The following is a 15910-nucleotide window of genomic DNA, read 5'->3' as shown; positions in this document are numbered from 1 at the left end:
TCGGCTCCAGTTTGCTTGTCATGTCGCCGATCTGACCCTATAGCTCGCAACGTGTTGACAGACCGCTCTCCGAGGCGGTCAAGACTTATCGGTGCACCGGGCGATTCGCCATAGCACTTGTGACCCAAGAGACCATGCTGACGCTTTTTCATCATCCGATGTCCGCTTCCTGTCGTTTCGTTCGCCTCGCTTTCGGCGAATATGGTGAAGAATTGGCCCTTATCGAGGAGAAGCCGTGGACGCGGCGCAAGGAGTTCCTGACCCTCAATCCGGCCGGAACCTTGCCGATCCTGCTTGCCGAAGGCGACATACCGATCGTCGGCGCTTCGGTGATTGCCGAATATCTCGATGAGACGCGCGGCGTGCTGAAGCGCGAGCGGCGGCTGTTCGTCGAAGGCCCGCTGGATCGGGCTGAAATTCGTAGGTTGACCGATTGGTACCTGACCAAGACTGAAGGCGAAGTCACCAGGCATCTGGTCCGCGAGCGGGTGCTGAAACCACTGATGCCAGAGGAAGTTGGCGGAGGGTCGCCGGATTCCGCAGCCATTCGCGCGGCGCGCGCCAACATCAAGCAGCATATGAAATACACCAACTGGCTGGCCGGTACGCGCCCATGGCTGGCAGGATCCCGCATCACTTATGCCGACCTTGCCGCTGCGGCCACCTTGTCGGTTCTCGACTATCTTGGCGAGATAGAATGGCGCAACCATGGCGCTGCCCGCGAGTGGTATACGCGGGTGAAGTCGCGTCCCTCGTTCCGCCCGCTCCTGTCCGACCGGGTGCGCGGCCTTTCGCCGGTGTCGCACTATGCGGACCTTGACTTCTGAAGTTGAGAAACTTCGGGCGCTGATCGACCGCGAGGCGGAACGCGCCGGTTTCGACGTGGTCGCGGTCACCTCGCCCGATTCCATTCCGCTTGCGCCGGCAAGGCTGGCGCAGTTCGTTGCCGAGGGTTTCCACGGCACGATGGGCTGGATGGAAGAAACGCTGGAGAGGCGCGGCGACCCTTCGGCTCTGTGGCCGGAGGTCCGGTCGGTCATTGTGCTGGCCATGAATTACGGGCCTGACCACGATCCGCGCGACCTGCTTGCGCGCCGCGACCGGGGCGCCATTTCCGTCTATGCGCGCAACCGCGACTATCACGACGTGATGAAGGGGCGCTTGAAGGAGATCGCCGGCAAGATCGTGGCCAAGGCAGGCGGCGACGTGAAGGTGTTCGTCGATACCGCCCCGGTTATGGAAAAGCCGCTGGCCGAGGCGGCGGGCGTGGGCTGGCAGGGCAAACATACCAATCTGGTCAGCAGGGAGCATGGCTCGTGGCTGTTCCTAGGCAGCATATTCACCACGGCCGACCTGATGGCGGATGAGCGCGAGGCCGATCGTTGCGGCTCATGCCGCGCCTGCCTCGACGCCTGTCCGACCAACGCCTTTCCGGCACCCTACCGGCTGGACGCACGCCGGTGCATCTCCTACCTCACCATCGAGAACAAGGGGCCGATTCCGCTGGAATTTCGCGAGGCGATCGGCAACCGCATCTATGGCTGCGACGATTGCCTCGCCGCTTGTCCGTGGAACAAGTTTGCGCAAGTAGCCTCGGAGGCCAAGCTGGCGGCGCGCGAAGATCTGCGCGAGCCGTCGCTTGCCGACCTTGTGGCCCTGGACGACGCGGCCTTCCGTAGCTTCTTTTCAGGTTCGCCGGTCAAGCGGATCGGGCGGGACCGCTTCATCCGCAACGTGCTTGTCGCTGCCGGCAATTCCGGCGACCCGGCTCTCGTCGAGCAGGCGAGAGGGCTTCTTTCGGACGGCTCGCCGCTGGTGCGCGGCGCCGCCGTCTGGGCCTTGTCAAGACTGATGTCCGCCTGGGATTTCGCCAGCTTGGCCAATGTTGCATTGGAAATGGAAGGCGACGCCGGCGTGTGCGAAGAATGGCGGCAAGCCTTGGGCAACAGCCGGCAGGAGGAGATAAGGGGGTGACGGTGAAGCAGGTCTTCATTTTTGGTGCCGGATATTCGGGCAAGGCATTTGCGCGGCTTTGCCCGGAAGGCGTCCCGGTTTTCGGCACCACGCGTTCGCCGCAGAAATTTTCTGGGCTGGAAGCAGCGGGGATCAAGCCGCTTGTCTTTGCCGGCGCGCCGGCGCCGGAGATTTCGAGCGCTCTTGCCGGTACCACGCATCTGATTGTTTCCGTGGCCCCCGACGAGGCCGGCGATCCCGTGCTCAACGCGGCTCGAACCGCAATCGGCCAGGCGATGCCGGCGCTGCAATGGATCGGCTATCTGTCCACGGTGGGCGTCTATGGCGACCATGGCGGCGGCTGGGTCGACGAGACGGCCGCCTGCCGGCCGGTGTCGCGCCGCTCGATGATGCGGGTGGAGGCCGAGAGACTCTGGCTTGCGCTCGGTCGGGAGACTAGCCTGCCGGTGGCAATTCTCAGGCTGTCCGGGATTTATGGTCCGGGCCGCAATGCATTGGTCAATCTCAACCAAGGAACGGCGCGGCGTCTGGTCAAGGCGGGACAGGTCTTCAACCGCATCCATGTCGCCGACATAGCCGGTTCCTTGCTGCATCTGGCCACGCACAATCGTGGCGGCATCTTCAATGTCACCGACAACGAGCCGGCGCCGCCGCAGGATGTGGTCACCTACGCGGCTAGCCTGATGGGTGTCGAGCCACCAGCGGAAATCGCCTTCGAAGCGGCCGATCTCACGCCGATGGCGCGCTCGTTCTATGGCGAGAACAAGCGCGTTTCCAACGCCGTCATCAAGGCTGCCGGCTATTCGTTCAACTTCCCAGACTATCGCAGCGCGCTGGACGCCATGTGGTCATCGGGCAACTGGGCGGAAGGCGAAGCGCGTAGCCCGATGAAACGGTCTTGATCCCGTCGCAGTTGGCGACATGATGTGATTCGCCCCGTTTCCGTTTTCGCGGAAGTGGGCGGCCAGCCATGCGGGGATACCGAACTTTGATGAAACAGGCGATGCGGTCATTGTTGGGCAGGGTTGCGCGATCTGCCCTGGCTGTCGCAGCGGTACTCGCCTTTTCGGGCTTGAACGTGCCTCAATCAAACGCTCAGGACCTGGCGAAAACCCTGTTCGGCGCGAAGGATCTGCCGGCGGCAACCGCGCCGCAATCGATCGGCTTTTATTCGAAAGGCTGCTTTGCCGGCGGGGTCGCGATTGCTACCGACGGCCCGACCTGGCAGGCGATGCGGCTGTCGCGCAATCGGCGCTGGGGTCATCCGACAATGATCTCCCTGATCGAGAAATTGTCTAGGGATGCCGTTGCCGGTGGCTGGCCAGGGCTGTTGCTGGGCGACATCTCGCAGCCGCGCGGCGGGCCGATGCTGACCGGCCACGCCTCTCACCAGATCGGCCTCGATGCCGACATCTGGTTCACGCCGATGCCTGACCGCCGGCTTTCACCACGCGAACGCGAGAACATGAGCGCGACCTCGCTGGTCAACGAAAAGACGCACCGGGTCATCGAAAAGCTCTGGACACCCGCCCACGAACGACTGTTGAAGCGGGCGGCAAGCTATCCTGAAGTCGAGCGCATCCTGGTCAATCCGGGTATCAAGAAGAAGCTGTGCGACACGGTGACCGGCGACCGCTCATGGCTGCGCAAGGTCAGGCCGTTCTGGGGGCACGACTATCATTTCCATGTCCGCATCGGTTGCCAGCCGGGTTCGCCCGACTGCAAGCGGCAGGCAGCGACGCCAGCAGGCGACGGTTGTGACAAGTCGCTGGCGTGGTGGTTCACCGAAGAGCCATGGCGGCCGAACCAGAATCCGGATGCGCCGAAAGCACGCGACGTCATGACCATGGCGTCGTTGCCAAAGGCCTGTCGGGCTGTGTTGAGCGCACCGGACCCGGTATCGGTAGCCGCGGTGACCTATCCTGTCGATGGTGGCGCAACCATATCGGCAGCCGAACCCGTAGCTGCGTCGTCGGCAGGTGCCCAGCCGCTGCCTTCATCCATCAGCGCCTTCGCGCCGACGCCCGACATCGGCGTGCCGTTGCCGCGCTCGCGCCCCGACAATTGAGTGGCCGACCCGGCATGACGGCACCGGGCCTCTTTCAATCGATTTAGTGTGTGCATACGAAAAGCGTTTCCCTTTTCGAGGCGATGCGCTAGGACCAATCGACATTCAGGATTTGAGGCGTGGTATGAGCAAAAATCGCTCAGTTCGAGGAGCGGAGCCGAAGGCGGTGTTGCCCACCGTCGAGGATTCGCGACGCGGAAATGGGCGACTTTTGCCATATCCCAGGGGGACGCGGCGTATTTCGGGGCCCTGAATGCGTCGAAAATGCTCAACGGTGGTCAACATCGCCTTGCGCTTTTCTCCTTTTCAGGACCGAATTCCGGCTCGCGCCACGCCCGAAACCTGAATGTCGATTGGTCCTGGTCAACCGAGTGCGGCTCATGGTGACGAACTGAGAACGACTATGGCGGATGCAGGTGCTACACCAACGACGCTGCGCTTTCCGATCCTGATCGGGGATATCGGCGGCACCAATGCGCGTTTTTCGGTTATTGCCGACGAAGCGTCCGACGCCGGCGACCCCTACATCGTCAAGACCGCCGATTTCGCCACGATCGACGATGCGATCCGCGCCGCCGTACTGGATCGTTCGACCTTGCGCCCCAATTCGGCCGTGCTGGCGGTCGCCGGTCCGGTCGAGGCCGATGAAATCCCGCTGACCAACTGCCCGTGGATCGTGAAGCCGAGACAAATGCTGTCGTCGCTTGGCCTTGGCGATGTTGTGGTGCTCAACGATTTCGAGGCGCAGGCGCTGGCCGTCGTTGCTCTTGGCGAAGAGCATATGGAGCAGATCGGAGGCGGTGCGCCGGAACCGAATGCCGGACGCGTCGTCCTTGGCCCAGGCACAGGGCTTGGGGTTGCTGGGCTCGTCCACGCCTTTGGCGGCTGGGTGCCGGTGCCGGGCGAGGGCGGCCATATGGATATCGGGCCGCGCACGCCGCGCGACTACGAAGTCTTTCCTCACATCGAGACGATAGAGGGCCGTGTTTCCGGCGAGCAGATCCTGTGCGGGCGCGGCCTGGTCAATCTCTACAGGGCCATCACAATGGCCGACGGCAAGGTGCCGGCACTTACCGTACCTGCCGAGATTACCGCTGCCGCATTGGCCGGAACCGACGAAATCGCCGAGGAAACGCTTGCCATGTTCGCCACTTGCCTCGGGCGCACCGCCGGCGACCTGGCCCTGGTGTTCATGAGCCGCGGCGGCGTCTTCCTCACCGGCGGCATCGCCCAGAAGATCGTGCCGGCCCTCAAGACCGGGAATTTCCGGGCCGCATTCGAAGACAAGGCCCCGCACAGTGAACTGCTGCGTTCCATCCCCATATATGTCATCACTCACCCCTTGGCGGCGCTTGCCGGTCTCGCCGCTTTTGCCCGTGCGCCGCGGCAGTTCGGCGTCGAGACGTCGGGGCGGCGGTGGCGGGCGCAATAGCACGGGCGGGCAAGACGGCAACGGTACTTCCTCTCTTGCTTGAGTCTCGGACCGAAAACAGGTTTCCACTTTTCGGCCCGATGCTCTAAGAGGATGCCGGGTGCCGCTCGGCGCCCTTCAGGACAGATATTTGCAGCGGACCGGATTTTGACCGTCGGCAACCACAACAACAAACCAGCGCCCGGCGAAGTCTTCGCTGTGCTGAAGCGCATCTTCAGCGAAAACGGGCGTGAATATTTCGGCCTGTACGCTTTCACCATCGTTTGCCTTGTGGCCGTCGCGGTGACGACCGGCCTCGCGGCGTGGATCATGAAGCCGCTGATCGATGACATCTTCGTCCACCGTCTTTATGAGCGCGCGCCCGTTCTTTGCGGCGCTGTGCTGGTGATTTTCATTGTCCGTGGGATCGCCAACTACGGTCAGGCGGTTTCGCTGGCCAAGATCGGCAACAATGTCGTGGCGCGCTACCAGAAGCGGGTTTTCCAGCATCTGATGCGGCTGGGCGTCGATTTCTTCAACGAAACACGCTCCGGTCGGCTGGCCGCGCGCATCAACGAGAATGTGGCGGGTATCCGCGACCTCATGAGCATGACCTTGCGCTCGGTTGCCGGCGACGTCGTCAGCCTCATCGGCCTTATCGGCGTGATGGTATGGCAGCAGCCCTATCTCGCCGCTTCCATATTCGTCGTCGGGCCGCCGCTGGTCTGGGCCGTCAACTACATCATGCGCCGCGTGCGCCGCGTGACCCGCGAATCCGTGACCATCAACTCGCATCTCATCGGGGCCATGCAGGAGGCGGTGCAGGGGATTGCCGTGGTCAAGGCCTTCACCATGGAGGACCAACTCGCCGTCCGCGTCGGGCAATTGGTGGATCAGGCGGAATCCCGCTACAACAAGATCGCCCGCGTGTCGGAGCGGCTTGGCCCTTTCACCGAAATGCTGGCCGGATTCGCGGTGGCGGGCGTCATCGGTTATGCCGCCTATCAGGCCGCCACCACCAACCATCCGCCGGGCGACGTGATGGCCTTCATCACCGCTCTGCTGCTCGCCTACGACCCGGCACGGCGTCTGGCTCGCACGCAGGTTGGAGTCGAGCGGGCGCTGGTCAATGCGCGCATGATCTACGAATTGCTCGATTTGGAGCCGAGGCAAAGCGATGCGCCGGGGGCTGTCGGGGCAAAGATCGAACGCGGAGAGGTTCGCTTCAAGGATGTCTCGTTCGGATACGTGTCGGATATGCCGATCCTGCAGAAGGTGAATTTTACCGCGAAAGCCGGCAAGACCACGGCCATCGTCGGCGCCTCGGGTGCCGGCAAGACCACACTCGTCGCCTTGCTGCAGCGCTTTTACGATCTTGACGGCGGAGTCATAGAAATCGACGGGCAGGACATTTCCAAGGTGACGAAACGTTCGTTGCGCCAGTCGATCGCCTATGTTTCGCAGCAACCCTATCTGTTCGAAGGCTCGATCCGCGACAATATCCGCTACGGCCGGCCGGATGCGACGGATGCCGAGATCGACCTGGCGGCAGACCAGGCTGCCGCCGACGAGTTCATTCGCCAGCAGCCGCAAGGCTATGAGACCCAGATCGGCGAGAACGGCGCCAACCTGTCCGGCGGGCAGCGTCAGCGCGTCTCGATTGCCCGCGCCATCGTGCGCCGTGCGCCGATCCTGCTGCTCGACGAGGCGACCTCGGCGCTCGACAACGAGTCCGAGGCGCGGGTCCAGCAAGCTTTGGGCGAAGTGATGTGCGGACGCACCACAATCGTCATCGCCCACCGGCTGTCGACGGTCGTCAATGCCGATCACATCGTGGTGCTCGACCAGGGCAGGTTGATCGAGGAAGGCACCCACGCCTCGCTGATGGCGGACCCGCACAGTGCCTATGCGCGCTTCCACCGGATGCAGGGTGACAAGGGCCTTGGTCTCGTCGATGACAAAGTAGCTGAAAAGGTGCCGGTGAAGCGGCGCGCACGCAAAGTGGCGGGGAGAAGCGCATGAGCGATATGGGGCTTGTTGTCGTGGGAGCCGGCGGCCGCATGGGGCAGGCGCTGGTTCGCGCCATCGGCGATACCGCCGGCGCCCGTATTGTCGGCGCCATCGAGCGGCCCGGATCGCCGGCGCTGGGCAAGGATATCGGCGAACTGGCCGGCCTTGGCGCGATCGGCGTGACGGTTGGCGACGACCCGCTGCCTGCATTCGCCAAGGCGGACGGCGTGCTCGATTTCACGGCACCAGCGGCGACGGTCGAGTTTGCCGGCTATGCCGCGCAGGCGCGCATCGTCCATATCATCGGCACGACCGGCTGTTCCGTTGAAGACGACGCGAAAATCGCCGCTGCGGCCCGCCATGCCACCGTGGTCAAGTCGGGGAATATGAGCCTTGGCGTCAACCTGCTCGCCGCGCTGGTGGAGCAGGCGGCGCGGGCACTTGACGGCGAGGATTTCGACATCGAGATTCTTGAGATGCACCACAAGCACAAGGTCGACGCCCCTTCCGGCACGGCGCTGCTTCTGGGTGAAGCTGCGGCGGCAGGTCGCGACATTGCGCTTGCCGGCAACGATGTTCGCGTGCGGGACGGCCACACCGGCGCGCGCAAGGCCGGTTCCATCGGTTTTGCCAGTTTGCGGGGCGGATCGGTGGTCGGCGAACACTCCGTGGTCCTGGCCGGCCAGGGAGAGCGCATCGTCCTTTCCCACCATGCCGACGATCGCGCCATTTTCGCGCGCGGTGCGGTCAAGGCGGCGCTATGGGCTCGCGGCAGGAAGCCCGGGCTCTATTCCATGCGGGACGTGCTCGGCCTTAGCTGATCCGGAATTCCGTAACCTTGAAGGAAGAAATGATGTCGGGAACCCTCGTGCTCGTGCGCCATGGCCAGAGCGAATGGAATTTGAAGAACCTGTTCACCGGTTGGCGCGACGTCGACCTGACCGAGCAGGGCCATGCCGAGGCAAAGGCGGCCGGGCAGAAATTGAAGGCAAAGGGATTGAAGTTCGACATCGCCTTCACGTCCGTTCTCCAGCGGGCGCAGAAGACCTCCCAGCATATTCTTGACGCACTCGGTCAAAGCGATCTCGAGACGATCCGCGACCAGGCGCTGAACGAGCGCGACTATGGCGATCTTTCCGGGCTCAACAAGGACGATGCGCGCAAGAAGTGGGGGGAGGACCAGGTGCATGTCTGGCGTCGCTCCTACGACGTTCCGCCGCCCGGCGGCGAGAGCCTTAAGGATACCGGCGCGCGCGTCTGGCCCTACTATCTGCATGACATGCAACCGCACGTTCTGCGCGGCAAAACGGTGCTTGTCGCGGCCCACGGCAACTCGCTGCGCGCGCTGATCATGGCGCTGGACGGCCTGTCGGGCGAGGAAATCGTCAAGCTGGAACTCGGCACCGGCGTGCCGATCGTCTACCGGCTGAATGCCGACTCCACGGTCGCGTCGAAGGAAGTGCTGTAGCGACGGCCGGGAAGCTACGGTCCAGGCGGGTACCTACGAGCCCAGCCTCTTTTCGCTTGCATAGAGCGCAACCGCCATCGCGCGGCTGCGTACGCCCAGCTTGTCGTAGAGATTCTTCAGGTGATACTTGACCGTATTTTCGGAGATTCCGGTACGGCTGGCGATTTGCAGGTTCGTCCAGCCGTCGGCCAGCACGGCCAGAAGTTCGAGTTCGCGTGTCGTCAATCCCGACAGTTTCGTCTCGCCGATCTTGGTGACGTCCGTATAGGGGATGCAGATGCGGCCGTTGGCGACCGCTATCAGCGTTTGGAACAGGATGAGCGGGTCCTCGAACTGGTAGCAGAAGCCCTGCGCGCCGAGCCGCACGCACTGCTTGAGGATGCCTACATCGTGGTCGTTGGAAAAGATGATGACGCGCGGCGCCAGTTGTCGGCGCTGTAGCTCCACCAGCACTTCGCCGCCCGTCATGTCGGACAATCGCCAGCCGACGATGGCCACGTCGAATTCAGGCGGCTGCCGGCCAGCCGCCTGAATGAAGGCTTCGCCGCTCTGTACCGAGCCGGCGAAGCTGAACCGTTCGTCGCGGCCGACCAGGTCGCGCACGGCCGCGATCACAAGCGGGTTGCGCTCCGCGATCACGACATTCAGCCTGCTCGTTTGCGTCATGGACCCGCCAATGAAATCGGCACCACCTGTCGGTGGACTTCAATCCGAGTCTAGCAGTCTATGACAGTCTTGCGGCGACGAAAATCAGTCGTAGATCTTGTATCGACGTGTCAGGCCGCGCGCTTCCTCCCGCACGGCGGCTTCGACGGCCCCATTGCCGGCCTCGCCGTTTTTCGACAGCCCGTCGATCACCTTCAATGTCAGTTGGCCGACATGGCCGAAATCGTCCGTGGTGAAGCCTCTGGTCGTGCAGGCCGGCGTACCGAGCCGCACGCCGGAAGTCACAGTCGGGCTTTCCGGGTCGAACGGGATGCCGTTCTTGTTGCAGGTGATGTGTGCGCGACCCAGCGCCGCCTCGACGCCTTTACCGGTCAGCCCCTTGCGGCGCAGATCGACCAGCATCAGGTGCGTGTCGGTACCGCCGGAGACGATGTCGACGCCGCCATTTGCCAGCGTTTCGGCGAGTTGCTTGGCGTTGGCCACGACATTGGCCGCATAGGTGCGGAACTCGGCCGTCAGGGCCTCGCCGAAAGCGACGGCCTTGGCCGCGATGACATGCATCAGCGGTCCGCCCTGCAGGCCGGGGAACACGGCTGAGTTGATCTTCTTGCCGATGTCCTCGTCGTTGGACAGCACCATGCCGCCACGCGGGCCGCGCAGCGTCTTGTGCGTCGTCGTGGTGACGACATGGGCGTGGTCGAGCGGGTTGGGATGCACGCCGCCCGCCACCAGGCCCGCGAAATGCGCCATGTCGACGAACAGCTTGGCGCCGACTTCGTCGGCAATCTCGCGGAACGCCTTGAAGTCGATGATGCGGGGATAGGCCGAGCCGCCCGCCAGGATCACCTTCGGTTGATGTTTACGGGCCAGGTCGCGGACCTCATCCATGTCGATGCGGTGGGTGTCCGGCTGGACGCCGTAGGACACGACATTGAACCACTTGCCTGACTGATTGACCGGAGCGCCGTGGGTGAGATGGCCGCCGGCGGCGAGATTGAGGCCGAGATAGGTGTCGCCCGGCTGCATCAGGGCCATGAACACGGATTGATTGGCCTGGCTGCCAGAATTCGGCTGGACGTTGGCGAAGGTGCAGTTGAACAGTTCCTTGGCGCGGTTGCGGGCGAGGTCCTCGACCTCGTCGACGAACTGGCAGCCGCCATAGTAGCGGCGGCCCGGATAGCCTTCGGCATACTTGTTGGTGAGCACCGAGCCCTGCGCTTCCAGCACGGCCTTGGAGACGATGTTTTCCGACGCGATCAGTTCGATCTCATCTTGCTGGCGCGTCAGTTCGCGCTGGATGGAATCGCTGACTGCGGGGTCCGAAGCGGCCACGCCGGTATGGAAGAACGAGCGTGCGCTGCCCATGCCAGGTCTTGCGGGGATATTCATCGGGCTCCTCCGTTGTTGCGCCGTCCGGCGCGATTGTTGGTCTGGGTGCGCCGTGCGGCGTGATTGTGGGATCTCATCCGGTCCAGCCGAGGCCGGACGAGATGCAGTTGATGGAAAGCAGAAGCGCGTTGACCGCCCGTTTCGGTTTGGCCGGGGCAGGTTCCTTGGCGCGCACTTCGCGAAGCAACTGGACCTGAAGGCGATGGATCGAGTCCATCTGCGGCCGGATGCGGTCGAAATGGCGCTTGAAGGCCGGAAAACGCTGCGACAGCTTCACACCGCCGTTCACTTCGGTGATCATGCGGCGCGTCAGCGCATATTCATTGGCGATCTTGCGGTGGATGCGCTCGCCGGTCTCGCGATCGTCGACCAGTTCGGCATAGAGCTGTCCGATATCCATGTCAGCTTGGTAGAGTGTCTTGTCGACCTCGTCGACGATCAGCCTGAACAGGCGCGAGCGCTCGAACATCTGCTGCAGAAGGTAAAGTCCGTTTTCGCCCCGAACGTTGACGAAGGCGTTGAGGGCGCTGCCGATGCCGTACCAGCCGGTCAGAAGGTGCCGGTTCTGGCTCCAGGCGAACACCCACGGAATGGCGCGCAGGTCCGAAATGTCGCGTGCGCCGAACCGGCGTGCCGGGCGCGAGCCGATCTTGAGCAGGGAAAGCTCTTCGACCGGGCTTGCCTGATTGAAATAGTCGATGAAGCCGGGCTCGTTGATAAGTCCGAAATAGGAGGCCTGCGACATGCCTGTGAGGGCTTCGAGGGCCTCGTTGAACTCCGGATTGTCCTTCAGTTCGGCCTCGTCGTCCGACTTCACGCTATGGGCGAACACGCTCGCCGCCAATATTTCGAGCTGGTAGAGGCCGGTGCCCCGGTTGGCGAATTTCGACGACACGACCTCGCCCTGTTCGGTAACGCGCATGACGGAACCGACGGTACCGGCCGGCTGTGCTGCGATCGCGCGCCCGGTAGGTGCGCCGCCACGGCTCACCGAGCCGCCGCGCCCATGGAAGAAGCTGATCTTGATCTTGCGTTTCGTGGCGAGTGCGGTGATGCGCCTTTGGGCCTTGTTCAGTTCCCAGTTGGAAGCGAGGAAGCCGCCGTCCTTGTTGGAGTCCGAATAGCCGAGCATCACTTCCTGTCGGTTGCCGAAGTCGCGCACCGTGCGGCGCACGATCGAGACGTCGAGCAATTTGTCGAGGATTTCAGGAGCGGCGCGCAGGTCGGCGATGGTTTCGAACAGCGGCACGACTTGCAGGCCGATGGTGCCGCTGCCGTCGGAGGCGGATGCCAGTCCGCTATACTGGGCCAGCAGATAGACCGACAGAAGGTCATCGCATGAGCGCGTCATGGAGAGCACGAAGGCACCGACGGCACCACGGTTGCTGCCGCCCGAGGCGTCGCGGATGACGTCGAAAAGGTCGAGCAGTTCGCGCGCGTCGTCGGAGAGCTTCGAGCGCTTCAGGGTGAGTTGTTCGCCGTCATGAAGGGCGGCACGAATCCTTGTGCCCCATTCAGCCGTGTCCGGCGTCGGAGCATTGTCGGGGTCCTGGTGCTGGAAAATCTCCGCCAGCACCTTGTTGACGACGGTGGAGTTCTGGCGAATGTCCAGCGCGACCGTGTGGAAGCCGAAGCTTTCGACCTGCTGGCGCAGCGGTCTCACGAAACGCTGCGCGACCAGCTTGCCGCCAATCCGGCCGAGCACGGCTTCAAGCTCGATCAGGTCGGCCTTGAAGGCTTCGGGGCGGGGATAGGGCTTGGCCAATCCTTCGCCACGCATTGCCTGCAGCCGGTCGAGCATGGAAGCTGCAAACTGGCGAAGCGGTTCGTCAGGGTTGCGTGCCACGATCTCGGAAGCGACCCGGCTGCGATGCAGCGCCCGTCCGAGCGCCTTGGTGAAGGCTTCTGGAACATCGATGACATTGGCGCTGACGCTGAGCACGGTCACCAGCCGGCGCACCTGCGCGATGTACCAGCCGATAACCGCCTGCCGGCATTCGTTGAGCGTATAGGCGGTCAGTTTCGCCGTGACGTTGGGGTTGCCGTCGCGGTCACCGCCGATCCATGACGCGTAGCGCATGAAGGACGGCACCTTGATGTCATATTCGGCATAATGTCGCGAAAGGCCTTCTTCTACGGTGTCGTACAGCTTCGGCGTCGCCTCGAAAATGACTTCGCGGAAAAAGTGGAGGCCCCAGGCGATTTCACGCTCGACCGAGGGGCGCTCGAGCCGCAGTTCGCCCGACATCCACAGAAGCTCGATCTCGCTCTGGAGATCGTCGATGAGCTGATCGCGTTCGCGCGGTGCCCAGCGCTGCTGCTCGAGTTCCGTGAGTTTGCGGTAGATGCGCCGATGAATCTCGAGGACCGTGACGCGCTTGGCTTCGGTGGGATGCGCCGTCATGGTCGGCCCGACGCTAAGCGTGCTGAGAACCGCCTGCACGTCTTCGGCGGCATAGCCGGAAGCGGCGATCTCGCCGATGACATTGGCGAACGAACCGATGACCTCGTCGGCGCCACCTGCCTGTTCCAGTTCGCGGCGCGAACGCATGGCCAGCAATTCATTGGCGATGGCCGCCAGTTGAAACCATATGCCGGTCGCTTGCAGCGCCGCGATGCGCCGTTCGATGGCGACTTCGTCGAGGCTGACCTTGCCGGTCAGAATGCCGGCCATTTCGGGTTCGCGGTCCGAGACCACCGAAACCAGAAGCCTGAACAACAGGCTGCGTACATCCTCGCGAAAGCTCAGTGGCTTGCTCTCCTCCAACAGGCGCCCATGCATCTGCGTGTTGCTCCCAGTGCCGGACCGTATCGATGCCGGCCTCCTCGTTCGACGTTCACCAGGCGGTGCAAGACGGTGCGTGGCCCGATGTCGCTCAGTGAGTCAGAAGACCGCGTTTTCGCCGTTTCGGAAACGCCCGTACGGGTAGATTTCCTATTCGTTCGGGTGGTGCGGGTACTGGCCGTTCGATGGCGAGCGGACCCTTCCGGAAGAAAATCGTCGGTCTTGCCGGGTAGGCAAGGGGGTAGCCGGCATGGGCCCGATCGACGGCTCAATTCAACTGGACGCGTCTTAACCTTTGTGCAAATATCTTGCCTATGGAGAAAAGCGTAACATGCTGGTGACGTGGTCGGGCTTGCCCGACGCCGCGGCGAATCGCGCTTGAGGTGACAGGAGGCCCGTCGATGGAAAATGTTCTACCCGAATTGTATCAGGGCCATGCGCCAATTACGCTGCAGAACGCCTTCCACGATGCGCTGGAAGCGATCGAAAGCTGGATTCCGGGCGAACGGGAGCCCGGTATTTTCCTCAACGGATTCGAAATTCCGCTCATCCATGTGGTCGGCGCGATGTCGCGTTGCACGGATCTCTTGCCTAGAAGGAGCCGGTCGGTCCTCGAGGCAATCGCAGGCGCGCGGACAGGAATTGCAGAAGGCTCCACCTTTGCCGACGGTGCGATTCTTGCTATGCCGATATGCCGGGAGCGGTTGCAGTCGCTGCGCATCTGGCCTGCAATTCAGGCCTCGCGCGATCTGGAGTGCGCTGCCAACGCCTATGGCGGTGCCTGAGCCAGCATCGCGCAACAAGGCAGAAGTGCCGTATTGCGGCCCGTTGCGCACGCAGCTTCGACTCGTGTCGATAATTCAAGGTGTTGCCTATCAGTAAAAATTCTTGCATTTAGATATTGCCCTACGGACGAATTTGCGTTCAAATATCGGCGACGGCTTCAGAAGGTGTCCAGGAGGACGAACACTTCGAGGCGAAACACATCGGAGGAGAATACCATATGACCGCTTCCTGGCGTTTCTCGACCTTGGCAGACAGGCATCGCGCTCTCGGTTCCAATCTGGAAGACTGGAGCGGCATGGGAACCGCCTGGACCTACGACAAGGATTGGGACGAGGAATACATCGCCGTTCGCACCAAGGCGGGCATCATGGATGTGTCGGGACTGAAGAAGGTGCACATCAACGGCCCGCACGCCGCGCATGTGATCGACCTCGCCACGACGCGCGATGTGGAAAAGATCTACCCCGGCAAGTCCTCCTATGCCTGCATGCTGAACGAAGCCGGCAAATTCACCGACGACTGCGTGATCTACCGCATGGGTCCCAACTCATGGATGGTGGTGCACGGCTCGGGCACCGGCCATGAGGAACTGACGCGCGCCTCCATCGGCCGCGACGTCTCCATCCGTTTCGACGACGACCTGCACGATCTGTCGCTGCAGGGTCCGGTGGCGGTGGACTATCTGGCCAAGCACGTTCCCGGTATCCGCGACCTCAACTATTTCCATCACATGCAGACGCGCCTGTTCGGCCTGCCGGTGATGATCTCGCGCACCGGCTATACCGGCGAGCGCGGCTACGAAATCTTCTGCCGCGGCCAGGACGCGCCCCAGATCTGGGATACGATCGTGGCCGAGGGCAAGGAGATGGGCATCATCCCGACCCGCTTCACGACGCTCGACATGCTGCGCGTCGAAAGCTACCTGCTGTTTTATCCCTATGACAATTCGCAGCGCTTCCCCTTCGAGAACGAAGGCCCCGGCGACACATTGTGGGAACTGGGCCTCGACTTCACGGTCAGCCCCGGCAAGACCGGTTTCCGCGGCGCCGAGGAGCATTACCGGCTCAAGGGCAAGGAGCGCTTCAAGATCTACGGTCTGGAAGTGGCCAGCGACAAGCCGGCCGACGAGGGCGCCGAGGTCCATCGCAATGGCAAGAAGGTCGGTGTGGTGACCTGCGCCATGTATTCGCCGCTGGTGAAGAGATCGATGGCAATCGTGCGTCTCGACGTTGATTGCGCTGTTCAGGGTACCGATCTTGAGGTGCGTAACGCTTCTGGGACAGTCAAGGCCAAGGCGCATCCGCTGCCCTTCGACGATCCGAAGAAGTTGAAGCGGACCGCAAAGGGCTAAGG

Annotated in this window: 13 protein-coding genes; 10 read left to right on the top strand and 3 right to left on the bottom strand. The window is 62.8% G+C overall.

What is annotated here, in order from left to right; translation table 11 throughout:
- Positions 1–134 precede the first annotated feature (134 nt).
- From ASD64_RS00675 to ASD64_RS00640, 8 genes are all read left to right on the top strand, one after another.
- Positions 135–827 carry a glutathione S-transferase family protein gene (locus tag ASD64_RS00675; RefSeq protein WP_056099123.1) on the top strand — a complete coding sequence of 231 codons (693 nt, stop codon included), beginning with the start codon at positions 135–137 and terminating at the stop codon, positions 825–827.
- On the top strand, positions 808–1974 hold the full coding sequence (gene queG, locus ASD64_RS00670) for a tRNA epoxyqueuosine(34) reductase QueG (RefSeq protein ID WP_056099120.1): 1167 nt from the start codon (positions 808–810) through the stop codon (positions 1972–1974). Before ASD64_RS00675 ends, queG begins: the two co-directional genes overlap by 20 nt.
- Positions 1971–2876, top strand: coding sequence for an SDR family oxidoreductase (locus ASD64_RS00665; RefSeq protein WP_056099116.1), 906 nt, complete (start codon positions 1971–1973; stop codon positions 2874–2876). The genes queG and ASD64_RS00665 overlap by 4 nt, the downstream gene beginning before the upstream one ends.
- 101 nt (positions 2877–2977) lie before the next feature.
- Positions 2978–4042, top strand: a complete 1065-nt coding sequence (mepA, locus tag ASD64_RS00660; RefSeq protein WP_244480675.1) for a penicillin-insensitive murein endopeptidase — start codon at positions 2978–2980, stop codon at positions 4040–4042.
- 403 nt (positions 4043–4445) lie between these two features.
- Complete coding sequence (locus ASD64_RS00655) at positions 4446–5474, top strand: glucokinase (RefSeq protein WP_056099112.1); 1029 nt, start codon at positions 4446–4448, stop codon at positions 5472–5474.
- Positions 5475–5567: 93 nt separating this feature from the next.
- A complete protein-coding gene (locus ASD64_RS00650; protein WP_082549800.1) occupies positions 5568–7475 on the top strand; it encodes an ABC transporter ATP-binding protein in 1908 nt (635 codons plus the stop codon).
- Entirely contained in the window at positions 7472–8284 is an 813-nt protein-coding gene (dapB, locus tag ASD64_RS00645; RefSeq protein ID WP_056099105.1) for a 4-hydroxy-tetrahydrodipicolinate reductase, read from the top strand. Before ASD64_RS00650 ends, dapB begins: the two co-directional genes overlap by 4 nt.
- A 32-nt stretch (positions 8285–8316) precedes the next feature.
- Positions 8317–8931 (top strand): 2,3-bisphosphoglycerate-dependent phosphoglycerate mutase, encoded by a 615-nt coding sequence (locus ASD64_RS00640; protein ID WP_056100134.1) that lies wholly within the window; start codon positions 8317–8319, stop codon positions 8929–8931.
- 33 nt (positions 8932–8964) lie between these two features.
- Here the strand turns inward: ASD64_RS00640 and ASD64_RS00635 are convergent, their stop codons facing one another.
- The 3 genes from ASD64_RS00635 to ASD64_RS00625 all read right to left on the bottom strand — a co-directional run bounded on the left by ASD64_RS00635 (position 8965) and on the right by ASD64_RS00625 (position 13768).
- A complete protein-coding gene (locus ASD64_RS00635; RefSeq protein WP_156459944.1) occupies positions 8965–9597 on the bottom strand; it encodes a LuxR C-terminal-related transcriptional regulator in 633 nt (210 codons plus the stop codon).
- Between the two features lie 84 nt (positions 9598–9681).
- Positions 9682–10986 (bottom strand): serine hydroxymethyltransferase, encoded by a 1305-nt coding sequence (glyA, locus tag ASD64_RS00630; protein WP_056099103.1) that lies wholly within the window; start codon positions 10984–10986, stop codon positions 9682–9684.
- A 73-nt stretch (positions 10987–11059) separates the two neighbouring features.
- The gene (locus tag ASD64_RS00625; protein ID WP_244480674.1) at positions 11060–13768 is read right to left on the bottom strand and encodes a phosphoenolpyruvate carboxylase; all 2709 of its coding nucleotides are present in this window, start codon (positions 13766–13768) and stop codon (positions 11060–11062) included.
- Positions 13769–14172: 404 nt separating this feature from the next.
- On the opposite strand from ASD64_RS00625, the gene ASD64_RS00620 reads away from it, so the two are divergent.
- Positions 14173–14556, top strand: a complete 384-nt coding sequence (locus ASD64_RS00620; protein ID WP_056099100.1) for a hypothetical protein — start codon at positions 14173–14175, stop codon at positions 14554–14556.
- 218 nt (positions 14557–14774) lie between these two features.
- A complete protein-coding gene (locus ASD64_RS00615; protein ID WP_056099098.1) occupies positions 14775–15908 on the top strand; it encodes an aminomethyltransferase family protein in 1134 nt (377 codons plus the stop codon).
- Positions 15909–15910 lie beyond the last annotated feature (2 nt).

Origin of the sequence: Mesorhizobium sp. Root157 (genome assembly GCF_001427385.1) — a bacterium.
In the GTDB taxonomy this organism is placed as follows: domain Bacteria; phylum Pseudomonadota; class Alphaproteobacteria; order Rhizobiales; family Rhizobiaceae; genus Mesorhizobium.
The sequence above is the reverse complement of the archived record's forward strand: the minus strand, read 5'-3'. Positions and strand labels throughout refer to the sequence as shown.